Raw genomic sequence first — 16,848 nt, forward strand, 5'->3', positions numbered from 1 at the left:
CTCGCCCCGCAGAATGGGCGCTGGCGAAATCGCTTCCGCTCCGCCAGCGCGTTTTCTTCAACCAGTCAGCCCCAGGCTCGCCCGGTAGAGTTTCAGCTGGTTATCGCGGCCGATCTGGTCGGTAATCTTTTCCCACGCGGCGGCAATCGCATCCGCGGTTTCCTGGGCCGACTTGTACTTTCCGGCATAGCCCTTTGCCAGTTCATCTTCGGCAACGGAATAATATTGGAAGATGCCGGGGATACGCGGTTCGATGGCGGCGTTCGGATGGTTGTAGCTGTCGGCGTTCGAACCCAGATAGTCCTCGATATAGGCGCGATCGTAGCCCGCCTTTTCCCATTCGTCATAATTGAAGTTGGATTGACGATAGGGTTGGAAGCCGGACGGATAGGCCGACGTCCACAGGGACAGATCCTTGCCGCCGAGATGGGCGGCAGCTGACCAGGCGGCCTTACGTTTCTTCTCGTCGCTGGAAACCCGCTTGGTGACATAAATGCCCCAGCCGAGATATGCCATGTTCGGCGCTTCGTTGTATTTGTCTTCCCACTGCCCGGTCTTGCGGTTGTAGACGCGGTCCGAACCGCGATTAATGCCAAACCCGACCACATTGCCCACGACGGACGTATCCGAGGTGCGCGCGCTGGAACCGACGTCGCCCCACCACATCAGCATGGAGCCAGTGCCTGCCAGGAACTGTGAGAAGGCGGTGGTGCCGGGATCCGCATTGATCTGGTCAGCCGGATATGCCTTGGCAGCAATCAGATCCAGGACATCCTGGATCGCCTGGACCCATGCAGGGTTATTCACCAACGGCTTCATGTTTTCGGGATCGAACAGCCAGACGGGATCACCCGGATATTTGGCATAAGCCGTCGCCCGGTTCTCGATGAAGTAGAAACCGAAACCGCCCCAACCCTTGAGAGGGTCAAGGTAGCCGTAGGCCGGTTGGCCGGTCAGCGGGTCGATCTTGCCGATTAGCGCCTTGGAAGCAGCGTCGACTTCCTGCCACGTCTTCGGGGGCTTGGCCATGCCGCTGATCGAGCCTTCGCCGAAGTAATCCTTGCGATAGGCGAAGGTGTGACAATCGCCGTCGATGGTCACGCGATAGGTCTTGCCATCCCAGGTGCCGACCGGTGGTTTCAGGTAACTCACCAGGTCGTCGGACTCAATCTGCTTTCCGACCCAATCCGGCATCTCGTCCAAAAGCCCGCGGCCTGCAGTATCACCTTCAAAGGGCGCGCCCATTTCCAGTATGTCGAAATCAACCGTGCCGGTTGCAATCGACTGCTGAAGACGGGCATTGTAGTCGGCCTGAGCAAGGTCGATCCAATTGATCTTGGCGCCTGTATAAGCTTCCCACGGCTTTAGGAAGCCACGGAAGAGGAAGTTGTGGAGGTTCTGGTTGTTGAGACCCATAAAGGTCAGCTCGACACCGGCAAATTCGCCCTGCTTGACATTGGTCTTGGTCGGGCCGAGGCAGAGTTCGCCCACCTTCTGCCAGTCTGCATCCGTTGGCGAACCCTTGCCAACACCTGGAATTTGCAGGATCTGCGCGCGTACATCGTCGGCCGCGAAGGCCATGCCGGGAACTCCGGCCAATGCGCTCGACACGCCGAGCATGGCGGCGGCGCTCGCGGTTCCGCGCAAGACGTCGCGGCGACTTGCCTGACGGCGCATCAATGCATCGTATATTTCGATTTTCATGTCATCCTCCTCCACGTTTGTTTGCGCTGCCGCCTGATCGGCTTTTGCCGGCCCGGCTGCGCCAGCTTTTAAGGCTGGCCTCCTGCAGAACTATCTGGTAAGCAGGAAATGAAACGTTTCATATCCTGATTTCGGAAACCGCTCCTCTCGGTCTCCTGTTCGAGGATGAGGCGGCGGCCGGCAAAAGTCAATAAGAAATGAAACGTTTCATGGAGGAGATCGCCGGGTGCTTTTGAGGCAGAGGGTCGGGTCGCTTTACCCGGTTCGATGATCGAAAAAACCGGCGGCACGGCGATGCGTATTCCCGCGACTGTTTCTCAAGAGTAGTCGCCGGACAAGCAAGTGGGAGCGAGATGGCTGAGGTCAATATTTCAGGTGCACAGAAAGCTTATGGCGGCCTAAATGTCCTGCATGGAGTCGACATAGAAATTCGCGACGGGGAGTTTGTGGTGCTCGTCGGCCCGTCTGGTTGCGGCAAATCGACTCTGTTGCGCATGGTTGCAGGGCTTGAAAGCATCACCGGCGGAACGATTTCGATCGGGGGAAGGACCGTCAACAATCTCCCCCCGAAAGATCGCGATATCGCGATGGTTTTCCAGAGCTATGCGCTCTACCCGCACAAGACGGTTGCTGAAAACATGGTCTTCGCGCTGCGCCTGCAAAGGCAGCCAGCCGACGTCATTCAGCAGCGTCTGCAAGCGGCGGCCGAAACGCTCGACCTCGTCCCCTACCTGGACCGGTATCCGCGTCAGCTTTCGGGCGGTCAGCGGCAACGCGTGGCGATGGGCAGAGCCATCGTCAGGTCGCCGCAAGTGTTCCTGTTCGACGAGCCTCTGTCGAATCTCGACGCGAAACTGCGCGTCCAGATGCGCAAGGAGATCAAGGAGCTGCACCAGCGGCTGAAGACCACCACCATCTATGTCACCCATGACCAGGTCGAAGCGATGACCATGGCCGACAAGATCGTCGTAATGCAGCGCGGCAATGTCGAGCAGATCGGCACACCGCTGGAACTTTACGATCGTCCCGGCAACACGTTCGTCGCAACCTTCATCGGCTCGCCCTCGATGAATCTTCTGGCGGGTCGGTACAAGGCCGATGGCGCAATCTTCGTCACCGAGACCGGCGACGAGATCGCACTCGGCTTCACCCCGAACGCTTCCGACGGCCAGTCCGTGCTCCTGGGCGTCCGGCCGGAACACCTGTCGCTTAATGAAAGCGGATTGACGGCGTCCGTCAACGTCACCGAGCCCACTGGTCATGAGACGATGGTTTTCCTGCGCTACGGGCCGGGCGAGCTTGTCGCGGTATTTTCCGAACGCCACGATTTTGAACAGGGCCAAGTTGTGACGATAGCGCCCCGCGTCGGCAAGCTTCATCTTTTTGATGCGACGTCGGGCAAGACGCTGCGGCCCGGTTGAGCGCAGGACTTTTCGGGCACCCCCGGCAATCGGACTCACATTGCACCCCCATGGCAGCAAACAGCGCGCGGTCCATATCGGCGTCTTGCCGCAGGTCCCTTTTTGGGGAGCAGACTTGCCGGCGTTGATCAATTGGCGCTCGGAACCGGGATCGCAAGAAAGGTCAGCACCTTCCCTGGTCGGCGTGGGCGATGCCGCCCGCCGACATCCGACTGACATATGAATTGCGTTGAGTTGCCAAAGATTGCCGTTCGTGGCTTGCGAAAGCATGCCTGGGCCCGGAAAACAGTGCGGGTGCGATGTTGGCAGTCGACGTAGTGGACGTCTCTCCGTAATGGTTCGCGCGTCCAAAAGATCTCCAGCGCAAGCAACTGCACGCTGCGCAACGTTTTCATGGGGCCACTTCCCTTTTGTGAACCGGCACGATCAGTGGAACTCTCCTCGTCTGAGTTTATCGGAATTGACTACTGCCAGGACGCGCTGAAGCGCAGTTTAGGACAGACCCGCGATCGTCCTGGCCGCCTGTTGCGCCTACATTATAACCGCTTACTTACTGTGCACTGCACAAATAAGCGCTCTCGCGGTTACGGCTCCGGCACATATCGCACAAAATTTCTTCATCGTACAAGTGTGCATAGAAATTAGGCAATCGCGAGATTGTCAGATTCCATGTTTAGTTTCAAATGGTTATCCGTCGGCATTGAAACTGGCATGATCGTTGCAAGTTCCGAGGTGCACCGGTCAACGGCGACCGGGGCGGACAGGCGCTGCACAAGCGCCTGCGCTCGACACCGACGTCGCGAGGTTTTTGAAGTCCGGGATTTGTTCCAACGGACGCAATTTCCTGCGGCGTTTTTTTGTGTCCAGATTCGGCCAGCAGAGGGAACCGGCGCATGACAAAGAATACGACGACTGGCATTTCGACAATCGGCCTCACCCGCCGCAGCATACTCAAAACGACTGCAACGGCTGCGCTTGTCGGCGCCGTCAGGACTGCGTTTCCATCCGGCGCATTCGCCGCTGGGGCAGGTCCTGAAGTGAACGGCGTCAAGCTTGGCTTTATCGCCCTTACGGATTCCGCACCACTTATCATCGCCAAGGAAAAGGGCTTCTTCGACAAGCACGGCATTCCGGAAACGGACGTCGCCAAACAGGCGTCCTGGGGAGCGACGCGCGACAATCTGGTGCTCGGCGGTGCCGCCAACGGGATCGATGGCGCTCACATCCTGTCGCCACTTCCATATCTCATGCATACCGGTAAGGTGACGCAGAACAACAAGCCGGTGCCGATGGCGATCCTCGCCCGGCTCAATCTCGACAGTCAGGGCATTTCCGTCGCCAAGGAATATGCCGAAACCGGCGTACAGCTCGACGCCTCCAAGCTGAAGGCGGCATTCGAAAAGAAGAGGGCGGAAGGCAAGGAAGTCAAGGCTGCCATGACTTTCCCCGGAGGCACCCACGACCTCTGGATCCGGTACTGGCTCGCCGCCGGCGGAATCGACCCGAACAAGGACGTGTCAACCATCGTCGTGCCGCCGCCGCAGATGGTCGCCAACATGAAGGTCGGCAACATGGACGTGTTCTGCGTGGGCGAACCGTGGAACGAGCAGCTCGTCAACCAGGGCATCGGCTTCACCGCCGCGACCACCGGCGAACTCTGGAAGGGTCATCCGGAAAAGGCGCTTGGGATGCGCGCCGACTGGATCGAAAAGAACCCCAACGCCACCAAGGCCCTGCTGATGGCTGTCATGGAAGCCCAGCAGTGGTGCGACAGCGTGGACAACAAGGCGGAGATGGCCGACATCCTCGGAAAGCGCCAGTGGTTCAACGTTCCCACGAAGGATGTGCTAGGCCGCCTCAAGGGCGATATCAATTATGGCAACGGCCGCGAGGTCAAAGGCACCGACCTCTATATGAAGTTCTGGAAGGACGGCGCCTCCTACCCATTCAAGAGCCACGATACTTGGTTCATGACGGAAAACATCCGATGGGGAAATCTGCCTGCGAATACCGACATCAAGGCACTGGTCAATGAGGTCAACCGCGACGACATCTGGCGTGCGGCAGCCAGGGATCTCGGCGTTGCCGCAGCCGACATTCCCGCATCGTCATCGCGCGGCAAGGAGACCTTCTTCGACGGCAAGGTTTTCGACCCTGAAAATCCCTTAGCCTATCTCGACAGCCTTTCGATCAAGGCTGTCTCCTGAGCCCGCCTTCGGCGCGCGACGAGCGCGCCGGCCTGTCTTCAGATAAGGAGCGCCTCGATGTCCGCCCTGGCAAGTAAACAAAATTCCTCCACGGCTGCCTGCGCCAAGCCGGCGGCAAGCGTCGTACCGTTTTCCCGCAGGCGTGGATTGCAGATCGACCTTCGTCGTGCGGGGCTGACGGCGCTTCGCAATGTCGTCCCGCCAGCCGTGGTGCTGGCACTCATCCTGCTCGTCTGGCAGGTGCTCTGTTCTTCGACGCAGGCGTCTTTACCCACCCCGTACCAGGTCTGGCAGGAGAGCTATGATCTGATCATCTATCCCTTCTTCAACAACGGATCGCAGGATATCGGGCTCGGCTGGCGCGTGCTCATCTCGCTGCAACGCGTCGCTTACGGCTTCGGGCTTGCCGGGATTATTGGCGTCGTCATCGGTGCCATCATCGGCCAGTCGGTCTGGGCCATGCGCGGCCTCGATCCGATCTTCCAGGTGCTGCGCACGGTTCCGCCACTCGCCTGGCTACCGCTGTCGCTTGCAGCCTTTCAGGATTCCAACCCGTCGGCGATCTTCGTTATCTTCATCACTTCGATCTGGCCTGTCATTATCAACACAGCCGTCGGCGTACGCAACATTCCGCAGGACTATCGCAACGTGGCCGAAGTGCTACGCCTCAACCAGTTCGAATTCTTCTGGAAGATCATGCTGCCTTCGGCAGCGCCTTACATCTTCACCGGCCTCAGGATCGGCGTCGGCCTCTCCTGGCTTGCCATCGTCGCGGCCGAAATGCTGACCGGCGGCGTCGGCATCGGCTTCTTCATCTGGGACGCGTGGAACTCGTCGCGCCTTCCCGACATCATCGTCGCGCTCGCCTATATCGGCGTCGTCGGCTTTGCCCTTGACAAGCTGGTGGCCGCGCTTGGGAAACTCGTCACCCGCGGAGCCCTGGCCAACTGAGGAACGTATTCATGAACGCCTATCTGAAGCTAGACCGCATCGACAAACATTTCGATCGGGGCGGCAAGCGCGCCGAGGTCCTGAAAGACGTCAACTTGACGATATCCAAGGGCGAGTTCGTTTCGATCATCGGCCATTCGGGCTGTGGCAAGTCCACCCTGCTTAATCTCATTGCCGGCCTCACCCCGGTTTCGGCAGGTGCAGTGCTCCTTGAAAACCGCGAAGTCAACGCACCAGGTCCCGAACGCGCCGTCGTATTCCAGAACCACTCGCTCCTGCCGTGGCTGACGGTCTACGAGAACGTGAATCTCGCCGTCTCCAAGGTCTTCAACAGAACGAAGACGAAGGCCGAGCGGCACGACTGGGTCATGGCCAACCTCGACCTTGTGCAGATGGCACATGCCAAGGACAAGCGGCCTTCGGAGATTTCGGGGGGCATGAAACAGCGCGTCGGCATTGCTCGCGCACTTTCGATGGAGCCGAAGATCCTGTTGCTCGACGAGCCCTTCGGCGCGCTCGACGCACTGACGCGCGCCCACCTTCAGGACGCGGTGATGGAAATCCATGCCCGGCTCGGCAACACGATGGTGATGATCACTCATGACGTCGATGAGGCGGTGCTTTTGTCCGACCGTATCGTGATGATGACCAACGGCCCGGCGGCTCGCATCGGCGAGGTGCTGGACGTGATCATGTCGCGTCCTCGCAATCGCATCGAACTTGCCTCCGATCGGACATATCTCAGATGCCGCGAAGCCGTGTTGAAATTCCTCTACGAACGCCACCGCTTCATAGAATTTGCCGAGTAGAGGCCGCCAGACAGCCACGGTCGTTCTGGCCGCCGTGGCTTTCGGTCTTGCCGCGGATCTGATCTACGCGCCCCGCTCTGTCCGCGCCCCGCCTGTTGCGAACACCGCGCTGGCATCGCTGACAATCTCTACATGGGAATATGCCGCCTGAGCTGCTGCTGCGGCATCCGCTCGCATGATCGCGGTGACGATCCGGCCATGCTCCTCATAGGATTTTGCCAGGCGCCCGGGCAGACGGAACTGCGCTCGCCGAAAGGGAGCAAGCCGTGCTCGCGTCTGGGTCACCATCTCGAAGACATGATCATTATGCGCGCCGCGATAAAGCCTTGTGTGGAACTCGGTGTTGTAAACCGAATATTGCTCTTCCGCGCCTTCATGCACGAGCCTCATCGACGCCTTGTGCACCATTTCCAGCGTGCGCCGCTCATCGACTGTCATACGCTCGGCCGACAACCTGGCGCAGATGGCTTCGAGTTCCGCCATCGCTTCGAACATTGAATGCAGATAAGCCTCGGTGACGGTTGCAACAACGGCACTGCGGTTCGGCTCGCGCTCGATCAATCCCATGGCGCCCAGTTCGCGCAGGGCTTCTCGTACCGGCGTACGCGAAACGTCGAAACGCGTGGCGAGCGAGACTTCGTCGAGCTTCGCGCCCGGCAGGATTGAACCAGTGACGATCATGTCGGAAATCGCCCGCACCATCTGTTCGACGGTGGTTCCGGTACGGATGACTTCTCTGCGGCCGGCCTGCTTCACGATGCGAATCTGCTCACCTTAATACTCTGCATACAGATGGCGCCCTCGGCTCAATAAGTCAAATGCAGCGGTGATGTTGTTGTTAATTTTCATATTTATGACTCGGAAAGCCGCCTCGTGAACGAGAAAAACTTTATATGGCAAATAAGAATGAACAATAATTTTTCAGTGATTAATTCTTACGCATCGACTTGCTTAATCTGCATACACTTTTCGCAGCGTATCCTCTCATCTCGGTAAACTTCCATAAAAACCAGCATGTTACTATTTGGCACGCGTATTGCATGCACTTTTCTGCAGTACTTTTTCGAACCGGCCCTCGGCCGCAAGGAGCATTCCGATGACCAAACTCCTTTCCATGAACCGCCGCCATTTCCTTCAGGCATCAGCAGCCGGCGCCATCGCCTTGACACCGGGCCTGCTGCCTGGCCGCACTCTCGCCCAGAGCGCGCTGACCGTCGGCTTCATCTATGTCGGTCCCAAGGACGACTACGGCTACAACCAGGCGCATGCCGAAGGTGCGGCGGCGCTGAAGGCTGTTGCCGGCGTCACGATCGTCGAAGAGGAAAAGGTCCCGGAAACGGTGGATGTCCAGAAGACGATGGAATCGATGATCAACCTCGACGGCGCGAGTCTGATATTCCCGACGTCGTTTGGCTATTTCGACCCGCACATGCTGGCGATGGCGGCAAAGTACCCGGACATCCAGTTTCGCCATTGCGGCGGCCTTTGGCAGGAAGGCAAGAACTCGGCAAACACCGGCTCGTATTTCGGCTACATCTTCCAGGGGCAATACTTGAACGGGGTCGCAGCCGGCTACACCTCAAAAAGCAAGAAACTTGGTTTCGTCGCTGCCAAGCCCATTCCACAGGTGCTTCAGAACATCAACGCCTTCCTCCTCGGCGCGCGTTCGGTCGATCCGACAATCACCTGCCAAGTCATCTTTACCGGCGAGTGGTCGCTTGCCGTCAAGGAGGCCGAAGCGACCAACGCGCTGATCGACCAGGGCGCTGATGTCATCACCTGCCATGTCGACAGCCCGAAGGTTGTTGTCGAAACGGCTGCCAGCCGCGGCGCTTTCGTTTGCGGCTATCACGCAAACCAGGGCCCGCTGGCGCCGGAAAAGTATCTGACCGGCGCCGAATGGGCCTGGGGGAATGTCTACACCGATTTCGTCAAGAAGGCACAGGCCGGCGAGAAGCTTGGCAACTTCGTGCGCGGCGGCCTCAAGGACGGCTTCGTCAAGATGAGCCCGCTAGGGCCTGCCGTGCCCGCCGAGGGACGGACGAAATTCGACGCCACCTTGGCCGAGATGATGACCGGCGCGTTCTCCGTCTTCAAGGGACCGATCAAGGACAACAAGGGCAACGTCGTCGTCACGGCCGACAAGAGCTATGCCGAAGATGCCATCGAGCTCGAGAGCATGGCCTACCTTGTGGAAGGCGTCGCCGGATCCACGGCCTGAGCCAGGGGAGAAGCGTCATGACAGTCGAGGCGAACACGTCCCAGATAATCATCGCTTCCGAACGATCCTCCGTATTCAGGCCCATTCTCGAGTGGCTGGCACGGCGCGCGGAACCCGTTGTCATCAGCTTCGGCGCAATTCTCATCGGACTGGCGCTGTTCTGCCTCTTCGTCTTGGTGATCGGCAAATCACCGGCCACCTTGTTCCAACTGATGTACACGGGCGGCTTCGGCAGTTGGTTCTCAATCCAGAACAGCCTCAGCCGGGCCGCACCGCTTCTTCTGACAGCGCTTTGCGTCGCCTTGCCGGCCCGATTGGGGCTCGTCATCATCGGCGGCGAGGGTGCCGTTGTCTTGGGTGGCGTTGCTGCTGCGGCCACCGCGTTACCGTTGGTCGGAACATTCCCTGCCCTCTTCGTCCTCATGCTGATGGCGGCGGCGGCGATGATCGTCGGCGGCATCTGGATCGGCCTTGCAGGCTTCCTGCGACACTATCGCGGTGTCAACGAGACCATCTCCTCACTGCTGCTCGCCTATATCGCCATCGCGTTGATGAACCAGTTTGTGGAAGGGCCGCTTCGCGATCCGGCGAGCCTGAACAAACCCTCCACCGCTCCCCTGCCCGCCGAGTACATGCTCGGCAAGATCCCCGGAATGGACGTGCATTGGGGGCTTGCCATCGGCGTTACCGCCTGCATCGTCTCCTCGGTCCTGATCGAGGTCACGAGCTATGGCTTTGCGGCGCGTATTGCCGGCGGCAACGTTCGCGCCGCTCAGATCCAGGGCTTGCCTGTCGGCCGCCTGATCGTCGGTTTCACGGCCATTGCTGGCAGCCTTGCCGGTCTTGCCGGCATGATCGAGGTCGCAGCTGTCCAAGGCAGCGCCAATGCCTCGCTGGCGGCGGGTTATGGCTATACCGGCATCCTCGTCGCCTTCCTGGCGCGGCACAATCCGCTGGCCATCATCCCGGTCGCCATCTTGCTTGGCGGCATCGATGCATCGGGCGGGTTGATCCAGCGCCGGATGGGCTTGCCCGACGCGACCGTACTGGTGTTGCAGGGAACGCTCTTCGTCGTCATCCTTTTTTGCGAGACCTTTTACGGCCGCTTCAAGATCTTCAATCCCGACCTCTGGAAAAGGCGCGCATGATGGAAGCAAGCGGCATTGGCATCTGGGGCGTCCCCCTCGCGATCCTTGCGGGCGCGATCCGCGTCTCGACACCCTTCATTTTCGTCAGTCTTGGCGAGACGATCACAGAACGCTCCGGCCGCATCAATCTCGGGCTTGAGGGCACGCTCGTCTTCGGCGCCATGACGGCCTACGCGATCGCCGTGCAAAGCGGTTCACCCTGGCTCGGTGTGCTGGCGGCCATTGGCACTGGCGCGGTCTTCGGCCTGCTGCACGGGTGGATCTGCAAGTGGCCGAAGGTCAACGACATCGCGATCGGCATCGCCATGATGCAATTCGGGCTCGGGCTTGCCTTCTTTCTCGGCAAGCCCTTCATCCAGCCAGCAGCCCCACACCTGCCGTCGATCCCGTTCGGCGCCTGGTCCAATCTCGCGCAGGTTCGGGCCGCCTTGAACATCAATGCCCTTTTTATCATTGGCGGTCTACTTGCACTCTTTCTGTGGTGGGCGTTCAAGAACACCCGGATCGGCCTTGTCCTGCGCGTTGTCGGTGACAGCACCGATGCTGCGAAAGCGATGGGGATTGATCCGGAGCGTGTCCGCCTGCTGGCGACCGCGGTCGGCGGATCGCTCGCCGCCGTCGGCGGTGCCTATCTCTCACTCTACTACCCCGGCTCCTGGAGCGAAGGCATCTCTTCCGGACAGGGCCTGATGGCGGTGGCGCTGGTGATCTTCGCGCGCTGGAACCCGATCGGCTGCTTTCTGGCGGCGCTTCTCTTCGGTGGCGCGGGTGCGCTTGGTCCTGCCCTGCAGTCGGTTGGCGTCACAAAGGGCTACTACCTGTTCTATGCGGCTCCCTATGTTCTGACGCTCGTCATCCTGATTGTAACCTCCTCGCCCACCCGTTCGCTCGCCGGAGCTCCTGGCGCATTGTCGCTCACCAAATAAAGGATCCGCCATGAATGGTTCGGCAGCTTCAACAAAACCGGCCCGGGCGCCGGCCAGTTCGGCCGCCGCGATTACGTGGCTGTCGATGCGGCGCTCACGTCTCGCCCACCTGCCATGCACGACCACCTCGCGGCAGCTGTCGGTTCTTCTGGGCGGTCGCGGTCGTCGACGGCACATTTCGCGGCTTCGACAAGCGGCGCCATGGCGAAACGTTCTAACCTGCGGGTGAATAGGAGAAGACGATGGATGCGATGGTAAAAACCAAGAGCCACTACATCAATGCCGATCCATATGCCTGGCCCTACAATGGCGCGTTAAGACCCGACAACACGGCGCTCATCATCATCGACATGCAGACTGATTTTTGTGGACCGGGCGGCTATGTCGATCATATGGGCTATGACCTTTCGCTGGTGCGCGCGCCGATTGAGCCGATCAAAAGAGTGCTTTTGGCCATGCGCGCCAAGGGCTACCACGTCATCCACACGCGCGAGGGCCACCGGCCCGATCTTGCCGATCTGCCGGCCAATAAGCGCTGGCGCTCAAAGCGCATCAACGCTGGCATCGGCGACGCGGGCCCCTGCGGCCGCATCCTCGTTCGTGGAGAACCAGGGTGGGACATTATCGATGAGTTGAAGCCGATCGAGGGCGAGACGATCATCGACAAACCCGGCAAGGGCTCGTTCTGCGCCACGGATTTGGAGCTGATTCTCAACCAGAAGCGGATCGAGAACATCATCCTGACCGGCATCACCACCGACGTCTGCGTTCACACAACGATGCGCGAGGCAAACGACCGCGGCTTCGAGTGCCTGTTGCTCGAGGACTGCTGTGGCGCCACCGATTACGGCAATCATCTCGCCGCCATCAAGATGGTGAAGATGCAAGGCGGTGTGTTCGGCTCCGTTACCAACTGCGAAACGCTGGTGAGCCAACTGCCATGAGCATCGTCCGCGACATCCCGCTCCCCCAACCTGGCAAGGCCATCGGCATCGACACGATCGACATGACAATGCGCTTTGGCGGCTTCACCGCACTCGACCATGTATCGATCAAGGTGCCTGCCGGTAGCTTCCACGCGCTGCTCGGCGAAAACGGCGCTGGCAAGTCGACGCTCGTCAAATGCATCATGGGTTTTTACCACGCGACATCAGGCTCGCTTTCTGTCGACGGCCACGAGGTGGCGATCGCCTCGCCAAGGGACGCTGCCACCCAGGGCCTTGGCATGGTCTATCAGCATTTCACGCTCGTTCCTTCGCTGACGGGCGCCGAAAACCTCGTCATCAGCCGCGCCGAAGTGCCCGCTATCATCAACTGGACGAAGGAACGCAAGGATCTGGCCGAATTCATGGAGCGCATGCCCTTCAAGATCCCGCTCGACCGGCCCGTACGAGACCTTGCCGCGGGTGAAAAGCAGAAGCTGGAGATCATAAAGCAGCTCTATCTCGGCCGCTCCTTCCTGGTACTGGACGAGCCGACATCCGTGCTGACGCCTGCCGAAGCGGACGAAATGCTTAGCCTCGTGCGCGACATGACAAAGTACGGCGTGCTGACGGTATTGATGATCTCACACAAGTTCCATGAAGTGACGAAGTTTGCAGACGCCGTCTCGGTCCTGCGTCGCGGCAAACTGGTCGGTCGCGGCAAGATCGACGAGCTCTCCACGTCAGACATGGCGGCGATGATGATTGGCGATGTGAAACTCGCCGAGCTCGATACCCGCGCCCTGGTTTCTGATAAGGCCAAGCCCGTCCTCAAGATGGAAAAGGTCAAGGCGGCGGACCGCTCCGGCCTCAAGACGATCGAGATCGATAATCTGATGGTGCGCTCAGGCGAGATCGTTGGGATCGCCGGCATTTCCGGCAACGGCCAGAAGGAGCTGACGGAAATCCTGGCTGGGCAGCGCCCCACCGACAGCGGCCGCGTCACCGTCAAAGGCCAAGCCTATGGCGCTACTCGTCCGGAGACCCGTATGAACAGGGTCCGTTTCATTCCCGAAGAGCCGCTGCAAAATGCCTGCGTCCCACGCATGACGGTCAGTGAAAATCTCGCCTTTCGTACGTTCGATCTGAAGGCCAACGGCAAGGATGCGATCTGGCTGAACAAGGGCAGGATGAGAAAACGCGCCACAGCGCTGATCTCCGACTTCAAGGTGAAGACGGCCTCTTCTTCCTCGCCGATCGCGGCACTTTCGGGCGGCAATGTGCAGCGCGCGGTTCTCGCCCGTGAACTGACCGGCGAGGTGGATCTGCTGATCGTTTCGAACCCCTGTTTCGGCCTCGATTTCTCGGCCGTCGCCGAAATCCGTGCCCGTATCATGAAAGCGCGCAATTCTGGCGCGGCGGTCCTGCTGCTGTCTGAGGACCTCGACGAACTTTTAGAACTGTCCGACCGCATCATGGTCATTTCCGAAGGCAGGCTGGTCTACGAGACAGAGGCGCGCTTTGCCGATATCGGTGCGATCGGCGCCCACATGGCGGGGCATTACTGATGGCAAGGATCAAGGCAGAACCCTTCGCCTTCAAGGTGAAGCGCGACCAGCTTGCCCTTATCGTCATCGACATGCAGCGAGATTTCGCCGAACCCGGCGGCTTTGGCGCCAGCCTCGGCAATGATGTCGATCGCATCAGCAGGATCGTGCCTGATGTCAAACGCCTTATCCAGGGCTTCCGCGATGCCGGCCTGCCGGTCATTCACACGATGGAGTGCCACAGGCCTGATCTTTCGGACCTGCCGGCGGCAAAGCGCGATCGTGGCAGCCCGACGCTGCGCATCGGCGACGAAGGCCCGATGGGTCGCATCCTGATCTCGGGCGAGCCCGGCACTGCTATCCTGCCGGAGCTTGCTCCCGTAAAAGGGGAAGTCGTCATCGAAAAACCCGGCAAGGGCGCCTTCTACGCCACCGAGTTGGGCGAAGTGCTGCAGCAGAAGGGTATCAAGCAGCTCGTCTTTGCGGGTGTGACGACCGAGGTCTGCGTGCAGACCACGATGCGCGAGGCGAACGACCGGGGCTATGAATGCCTGCTCGCCGAGGAGGCGACGGAAAGCTATTTTCCCGAATTCAAGGCCGCAGCCATCGCCATGATACGTGCCCAGGGGGCGATCGTTGGCTGGACGGCCCATGTCGACGACATCTTGGAAAGCATCGCCGATGCCTGAAACGATCCGACACCGGCTTGCCACAGGCGGATGGAAGGAACTGGAATTCGCTCCGTTTCGCGAGAAGGTGGCAATTCACTGGATCCGCCCCTTCGCAGGCGATCAGCCAGGCGTTGCCCTCCTCAAATATGAGCCCGGCGCTTCCGTTCCACGTCATTTGCATCAAGGGCTGGAAACCATCCTGGTCCTCGACGGAGTACAATCCGACGAGGCTGGCGACTACGGCCGCGGCAGCTATATCGTCAATGCACCCGGTAGCGAGCATTCGGTCTGGAGCGATACCGGCTGTGTCGTGCTCATCCAGTGGGACCGGCCCGTAAGAATACTGAACGAGGAAAGAGCATGAATTCGACGATACCAGCCTTCGACATTGCCTCGCTGCACGAGTTTTATCGCAACGGTGGCCGCGTTGCGGAGATCGTCGAAGCGGTCTTCGACCGTATTGCTGCCGTGAACGATCCTGGCATCTTCATTCATCTGGCAAAGAAGGGGTCTGTGCTGGCTGAGGCAGAAAAGCTCGGCAGCTTCGATGCCTCTAGACCGCTTTTCGGCATTCCCTTCGCGGTAAAGGACAATATCGATGTCGCTGGCATGCCAACGACCGCGGCCTGCCCGGACTACGCCTATCTGCCGGAAAAGGACGCCACCATTGTGCACCTGCTGCGCAAAGCCGGCGCGCTGGTGATCGGCAAGACCAATCTCGACCAGTTCGCGACCGGGCTTGTTGGTATACGATCACCCTATCCGATCCCGAAGAACGCCATCGACCCGGAACTCGTGCCAGGCGGTTCGTCCTCCGGTTCGGCTGTTGCGACAGCACAGGGCATCGTCAGCTTTGCGCTCGGCACGGACACGGCCGGTTCGGGCCGTATTCCAGCCGGCCTCAACAATATCGTCGGCCTCAAACCAAGTGTCGGCGCGCTTTCGACGACAGGTGTCATTCCCGCGTGTCGCACGCTCGACTGTGTCTCGGTCTTCGCGCTCACGGTTGATGACGCATGGGCGGTGTTTTCCGTCGCCGCTCGACATGATGAGGCGGACGCTTATTCGAAAACCATTGCCGCGACCGGCTTTGGAGCGGTTTTGCCGGTACTTGCAATCGGCGTGCCTGCGAAAGCCGAGCTGCAATTCTTTGGCGACGCCGTGATGGAAGCGGCCTATTTCAACGCGCTGTCGGCGCTGGAAAAACTTGGCCACAAGCTCGTCGAAATACCTTTCGCGGCGTTCTACAAGGTCGCCAGCCTGCTCTATGAGGGCGCCTGGGTGGCCGAACGCTATGCTGCGATCAAGCCGTTTTTCGACACAAAGGAGCAGAGCCTCCATCCGGTCACCCGCAGGATCTATGGCGCCGCCAGGACACTATCGGCCACCGACGCCTTTTGCGGCTTTTACGCGCTGCAGGCCCTGAAGAAAGAGATCGGGCCGCTGATCGCATCAGTCGATCTGTTATGCGTACCGACCGCGCCGACCCATTATACCCTGGCCGATCTTGAGGCGGAGCCGATCCGCGAAAATTCCCGCCTCGGCACTTACACGAACTTCGTCAACCTGCTCGACATGTGCGGTATTGCCGTGCCGACCGGCACCCGCTCCGACGGGCTTCCTGCGAGCGTTACACTGCTTGCTCTTTCCGGCCGAGACGGGCTGACCGCAACGCTTGCCCGTGATCTCCATCGGGCAAGCGGCCTCAGGCTTGGGGCGACGGGTTGGTCACAGCCCCGCTCGGCTCCTCCAACGTCGACCACCCGGGACGAGGATCTGATCGATATCGTTGTCGTCGGCGCGCATCTTTCCGGCATGCCCCTGAACCATCAGCTTACCGATCTCGGGGGAAAATTCTCTCGGCTCGCACGGACATCGAGCGCCTACAGGCTTTTTTCGCTCACAGGGTCCGTGCCGCCCAAACCCGGCATGACACGCGTTGGCGAGGACGAAGGAAGCGAAATCGAAGTGGAAGTCTGGAAGCTCACGCCCACGTCCTTCGGTTCTTTCGTGGCTGCGATCCCCGCTCCGATGAGCATCGGGACCATCATGCTATCGGATAGCACTTCGGCAAAGGGTTTTCTGGTCGAACCGCTGGCGCTCGTCGGAGCAGCAGACATAACCAACTATGGCGGCTGGCGAGCCTATCAGAGCAGGTTTTCGCCATCGCACAGGGTCGACAAGGCCGGCTAACAGGCCAGCTGGAATAACATGCGGTTACGCATTTTTCTTCCAGCGCCTTGCAATAGACGTCCCGCATCACGCACGTAAGCTGGACGTTCGCTTTGTTAAGCTGTTGGAAAGGAACGGCGACCCTCAT

The 16,848-nt window shown here is 59.8% G+C and carries 14 protein-coding genes; 12 read left to right on the forward strand and 2 right to left on the reverse strand.

Going from position 1 to position 16,848, the window contains the following annotated elements:
• Positions 1 to 57: 57 nt before the first annotated feature.
• The gene (locus ATY80_RS02180; RefSeq protein ID WP_088690841.1) at positions 58 to 1,704 is read right to left on the reverse strand and encodes an extracellular solute-binding protein; all 1,647 of its coding nucleotides are present in this window, start codon (positions 1,702 to 1,704) and stop codon (positions 58 to 60) included.
• A 353-nt stretch (positions 1,705 to 2,057) separates the two neighbouring features.
• Between ATY80_RS02180 and ugpC the strand changes: the two genes are divergently transcribed.
• From ugpC to ATY80_RS02200, 4 genes are all read left to right on the forward strand, one after another.
• Positions 2,058 to 3,125: a sn-glycerol-3-phosphate ABC transporter ATP-binding protein UgpC gene (ugpC, locus tag ATY80_RS02185; RefSeq protein WP_088690842.1), complete on the forward strand. Its 1,068-nt coding sequence runs from the start codon at positions 2,058 to 2,060 to the stop codon at positions 3,123 to 3,125.
• Between the two features lie 893 nt (positions 3,126 to 4,018).
• Entirely contained in the window at positions 4,019 to 5,332 is a 1,314-nt protein-coding gene (locus ATY80_RS02190; RefSeq protein ID WP_088690843.1) for a CmpA/NrtA family ABC transporter substrate-binding protein, read from the forward strand.
• A 57-nt stretch (positions 5,333 to 5,389) separates the two neighbouring features.
• Positions 5,390 to 6,283, forward strand: a complete 894-nt coding sequence (gene ntrB, locus ATY80_RS02195; RefSeq protein WP_088690844.1) for a nitrate ABC transporter permease — start codon at positions 5,390 to 5,392, stop codon at positions 6,281 to 6,283.
• Positions 6,284 to 6,294: 11 nt separating this feature from the next.
• Entirely contained in the window at positions 6,295 to 7,092 is a 798-nt protein-coding gene (locus ATY80_RS02200; RefSeq protein WP_088690845.1) for an ABC transporter ATP-binding protein, read from the forward strand.
• A gap of 63 nt (positions 7,093 to 7,155) precedes the next feature.
• Here the strand turns inward: ATY80_RS02200 and ATY80_RS02205 are convergent, their stop codons facing one another.
• Positions 7,156 to 7,848 (reverse strand): GntR family transcriptional regulator, encoded by a 693-nt coding sequence (locus tag ATY80_RS02205; RefSeq protein ID WP_088690846.1) that lies wholly within the window; start codon positions 7,846 to 7,848, stop codon positions 7,156 to 7,158.
• Positions 7,849 to 8,188: 340 nt separating this feature from the next.
• On the opposite strand from ATY80_RS02205, the gene ATY80_RS02210 reads away from it, so the two are divergent.
• From ATY80_RS02210 to atzF, 8 genes are all read left to right on the forward strand, one after another.
• A complete protein-coding gene (locus tag ATY80_RS02210) occupies positions 8,189 to 9,313 on the forward strand; it encodes a BMP family ABC transporter substrate-binding protein (RefSeq protein ID WP_088690847.1) in 1,125 nt (374 codons plus the stop codon).
• Positions 9,314 to 9,330: 17 nt separating this feature from the next.
• Entirely contained in the window at positions 9,331 to 10,461 is a 1,131-nt protein-coding gene (locus ATY80_RS02215) for an ABC transporter permease (protein ID WP_088690848.1), read from the forward strand.
• Positions 10,461 to 11,387 (forward strand): ABC transporter permease, encoded by a 927-nt coding sequence (locus ATY80_RS02220; protein WP_088691462.1) that lies wholly within the window; start codon positions 10,461 to 10,463, stop codon positions 11,385 to 11,387. The genes ATY80_RS02215 and ATY80_RS02220 overlap by 1 nt, the downstream gene beginning before the upstream one ends.
• A 242-nt stretch (positions 11,388 to 11,629) precedes the next feature.
• Entirely contained in the window at positions 11,630 to 12,331 is a 702-nt protein-coding gene (locus ATY80_RS02225) for an isochorismatase family cysteine hydrolase (protein WP_088690849.1), read from the forward strand.
• Positions 12,328 to 13,878 carry an ABC transporter ATP-binding protein gene (locus ATY80_RS02230; RefSeq protein ID WP_088690850.1) on the forward strand — a complete coding sequence of 517 codons (1,551 nt, stop codon included), beginning with the start codon at positions 12,328 to 12,330 and terminating at the stop codon, positions 13,876 to 13,878. The genes ATY80_RS02225 and ATY80_RS02230 overlap by 4 nt, the downstream gene beginning before the upstream one ends.
• Positions 13,878 to 14,546, forward strand: coding sequence for a cysteine hydrolase (locus ATY80_RS02235; protein ID WP_088690851.1), 669 nt, complete (start codon positions 13,878 to 13,880; stop codon positions 14,544 to 14,546). Before ATY80_RS02230 ends, ATY80_RS02235 begins: the two co-directional genes overlap by 1 nt.
• Positions 14,539 to 14,892, forward strand: coding sequence for a cupin domain-containing protein (locus ATY80_RS02240; protein WP_088690852.1), 354 nt, complete (start codon positions 14,539 to 14,541; stop codon positions 14,890 to 14,892). Before ATY80_RS02235 ends, ATY80_RS02240 begins: the two co-directional genes overlap by 8 nt.
• The gene (atzF, locus tag ATY80_RS02245) at positions 14,889 to 16,721 is read left to right on the forward strand and encodes an allophanate hydrolase (protein WP_088690853.1); all 1,833 of its coding nucleotides are present in this window, start codon (positions 14,889 to 14,891) and stop codon (positions 16,719 to 16,721) included. Before ATY80_RS02240 ends, atzF begins: the two co-directional genes overlap by 4 nt.
• Positions 16,722 to 16,848 lie beyond the last annotated feature (127 nt).

Origin of the sequence: Rhizobium sp. R711, assembly GCF_002211365.1 — a bacterium.
In the GTDB taxonomy this organism is placed as follows: domain Bacteria; phylum Pseudomonadota; class Alphaproteobacteria; order Rhizobiales; family Rhizobiaceae; genus Rhizobium.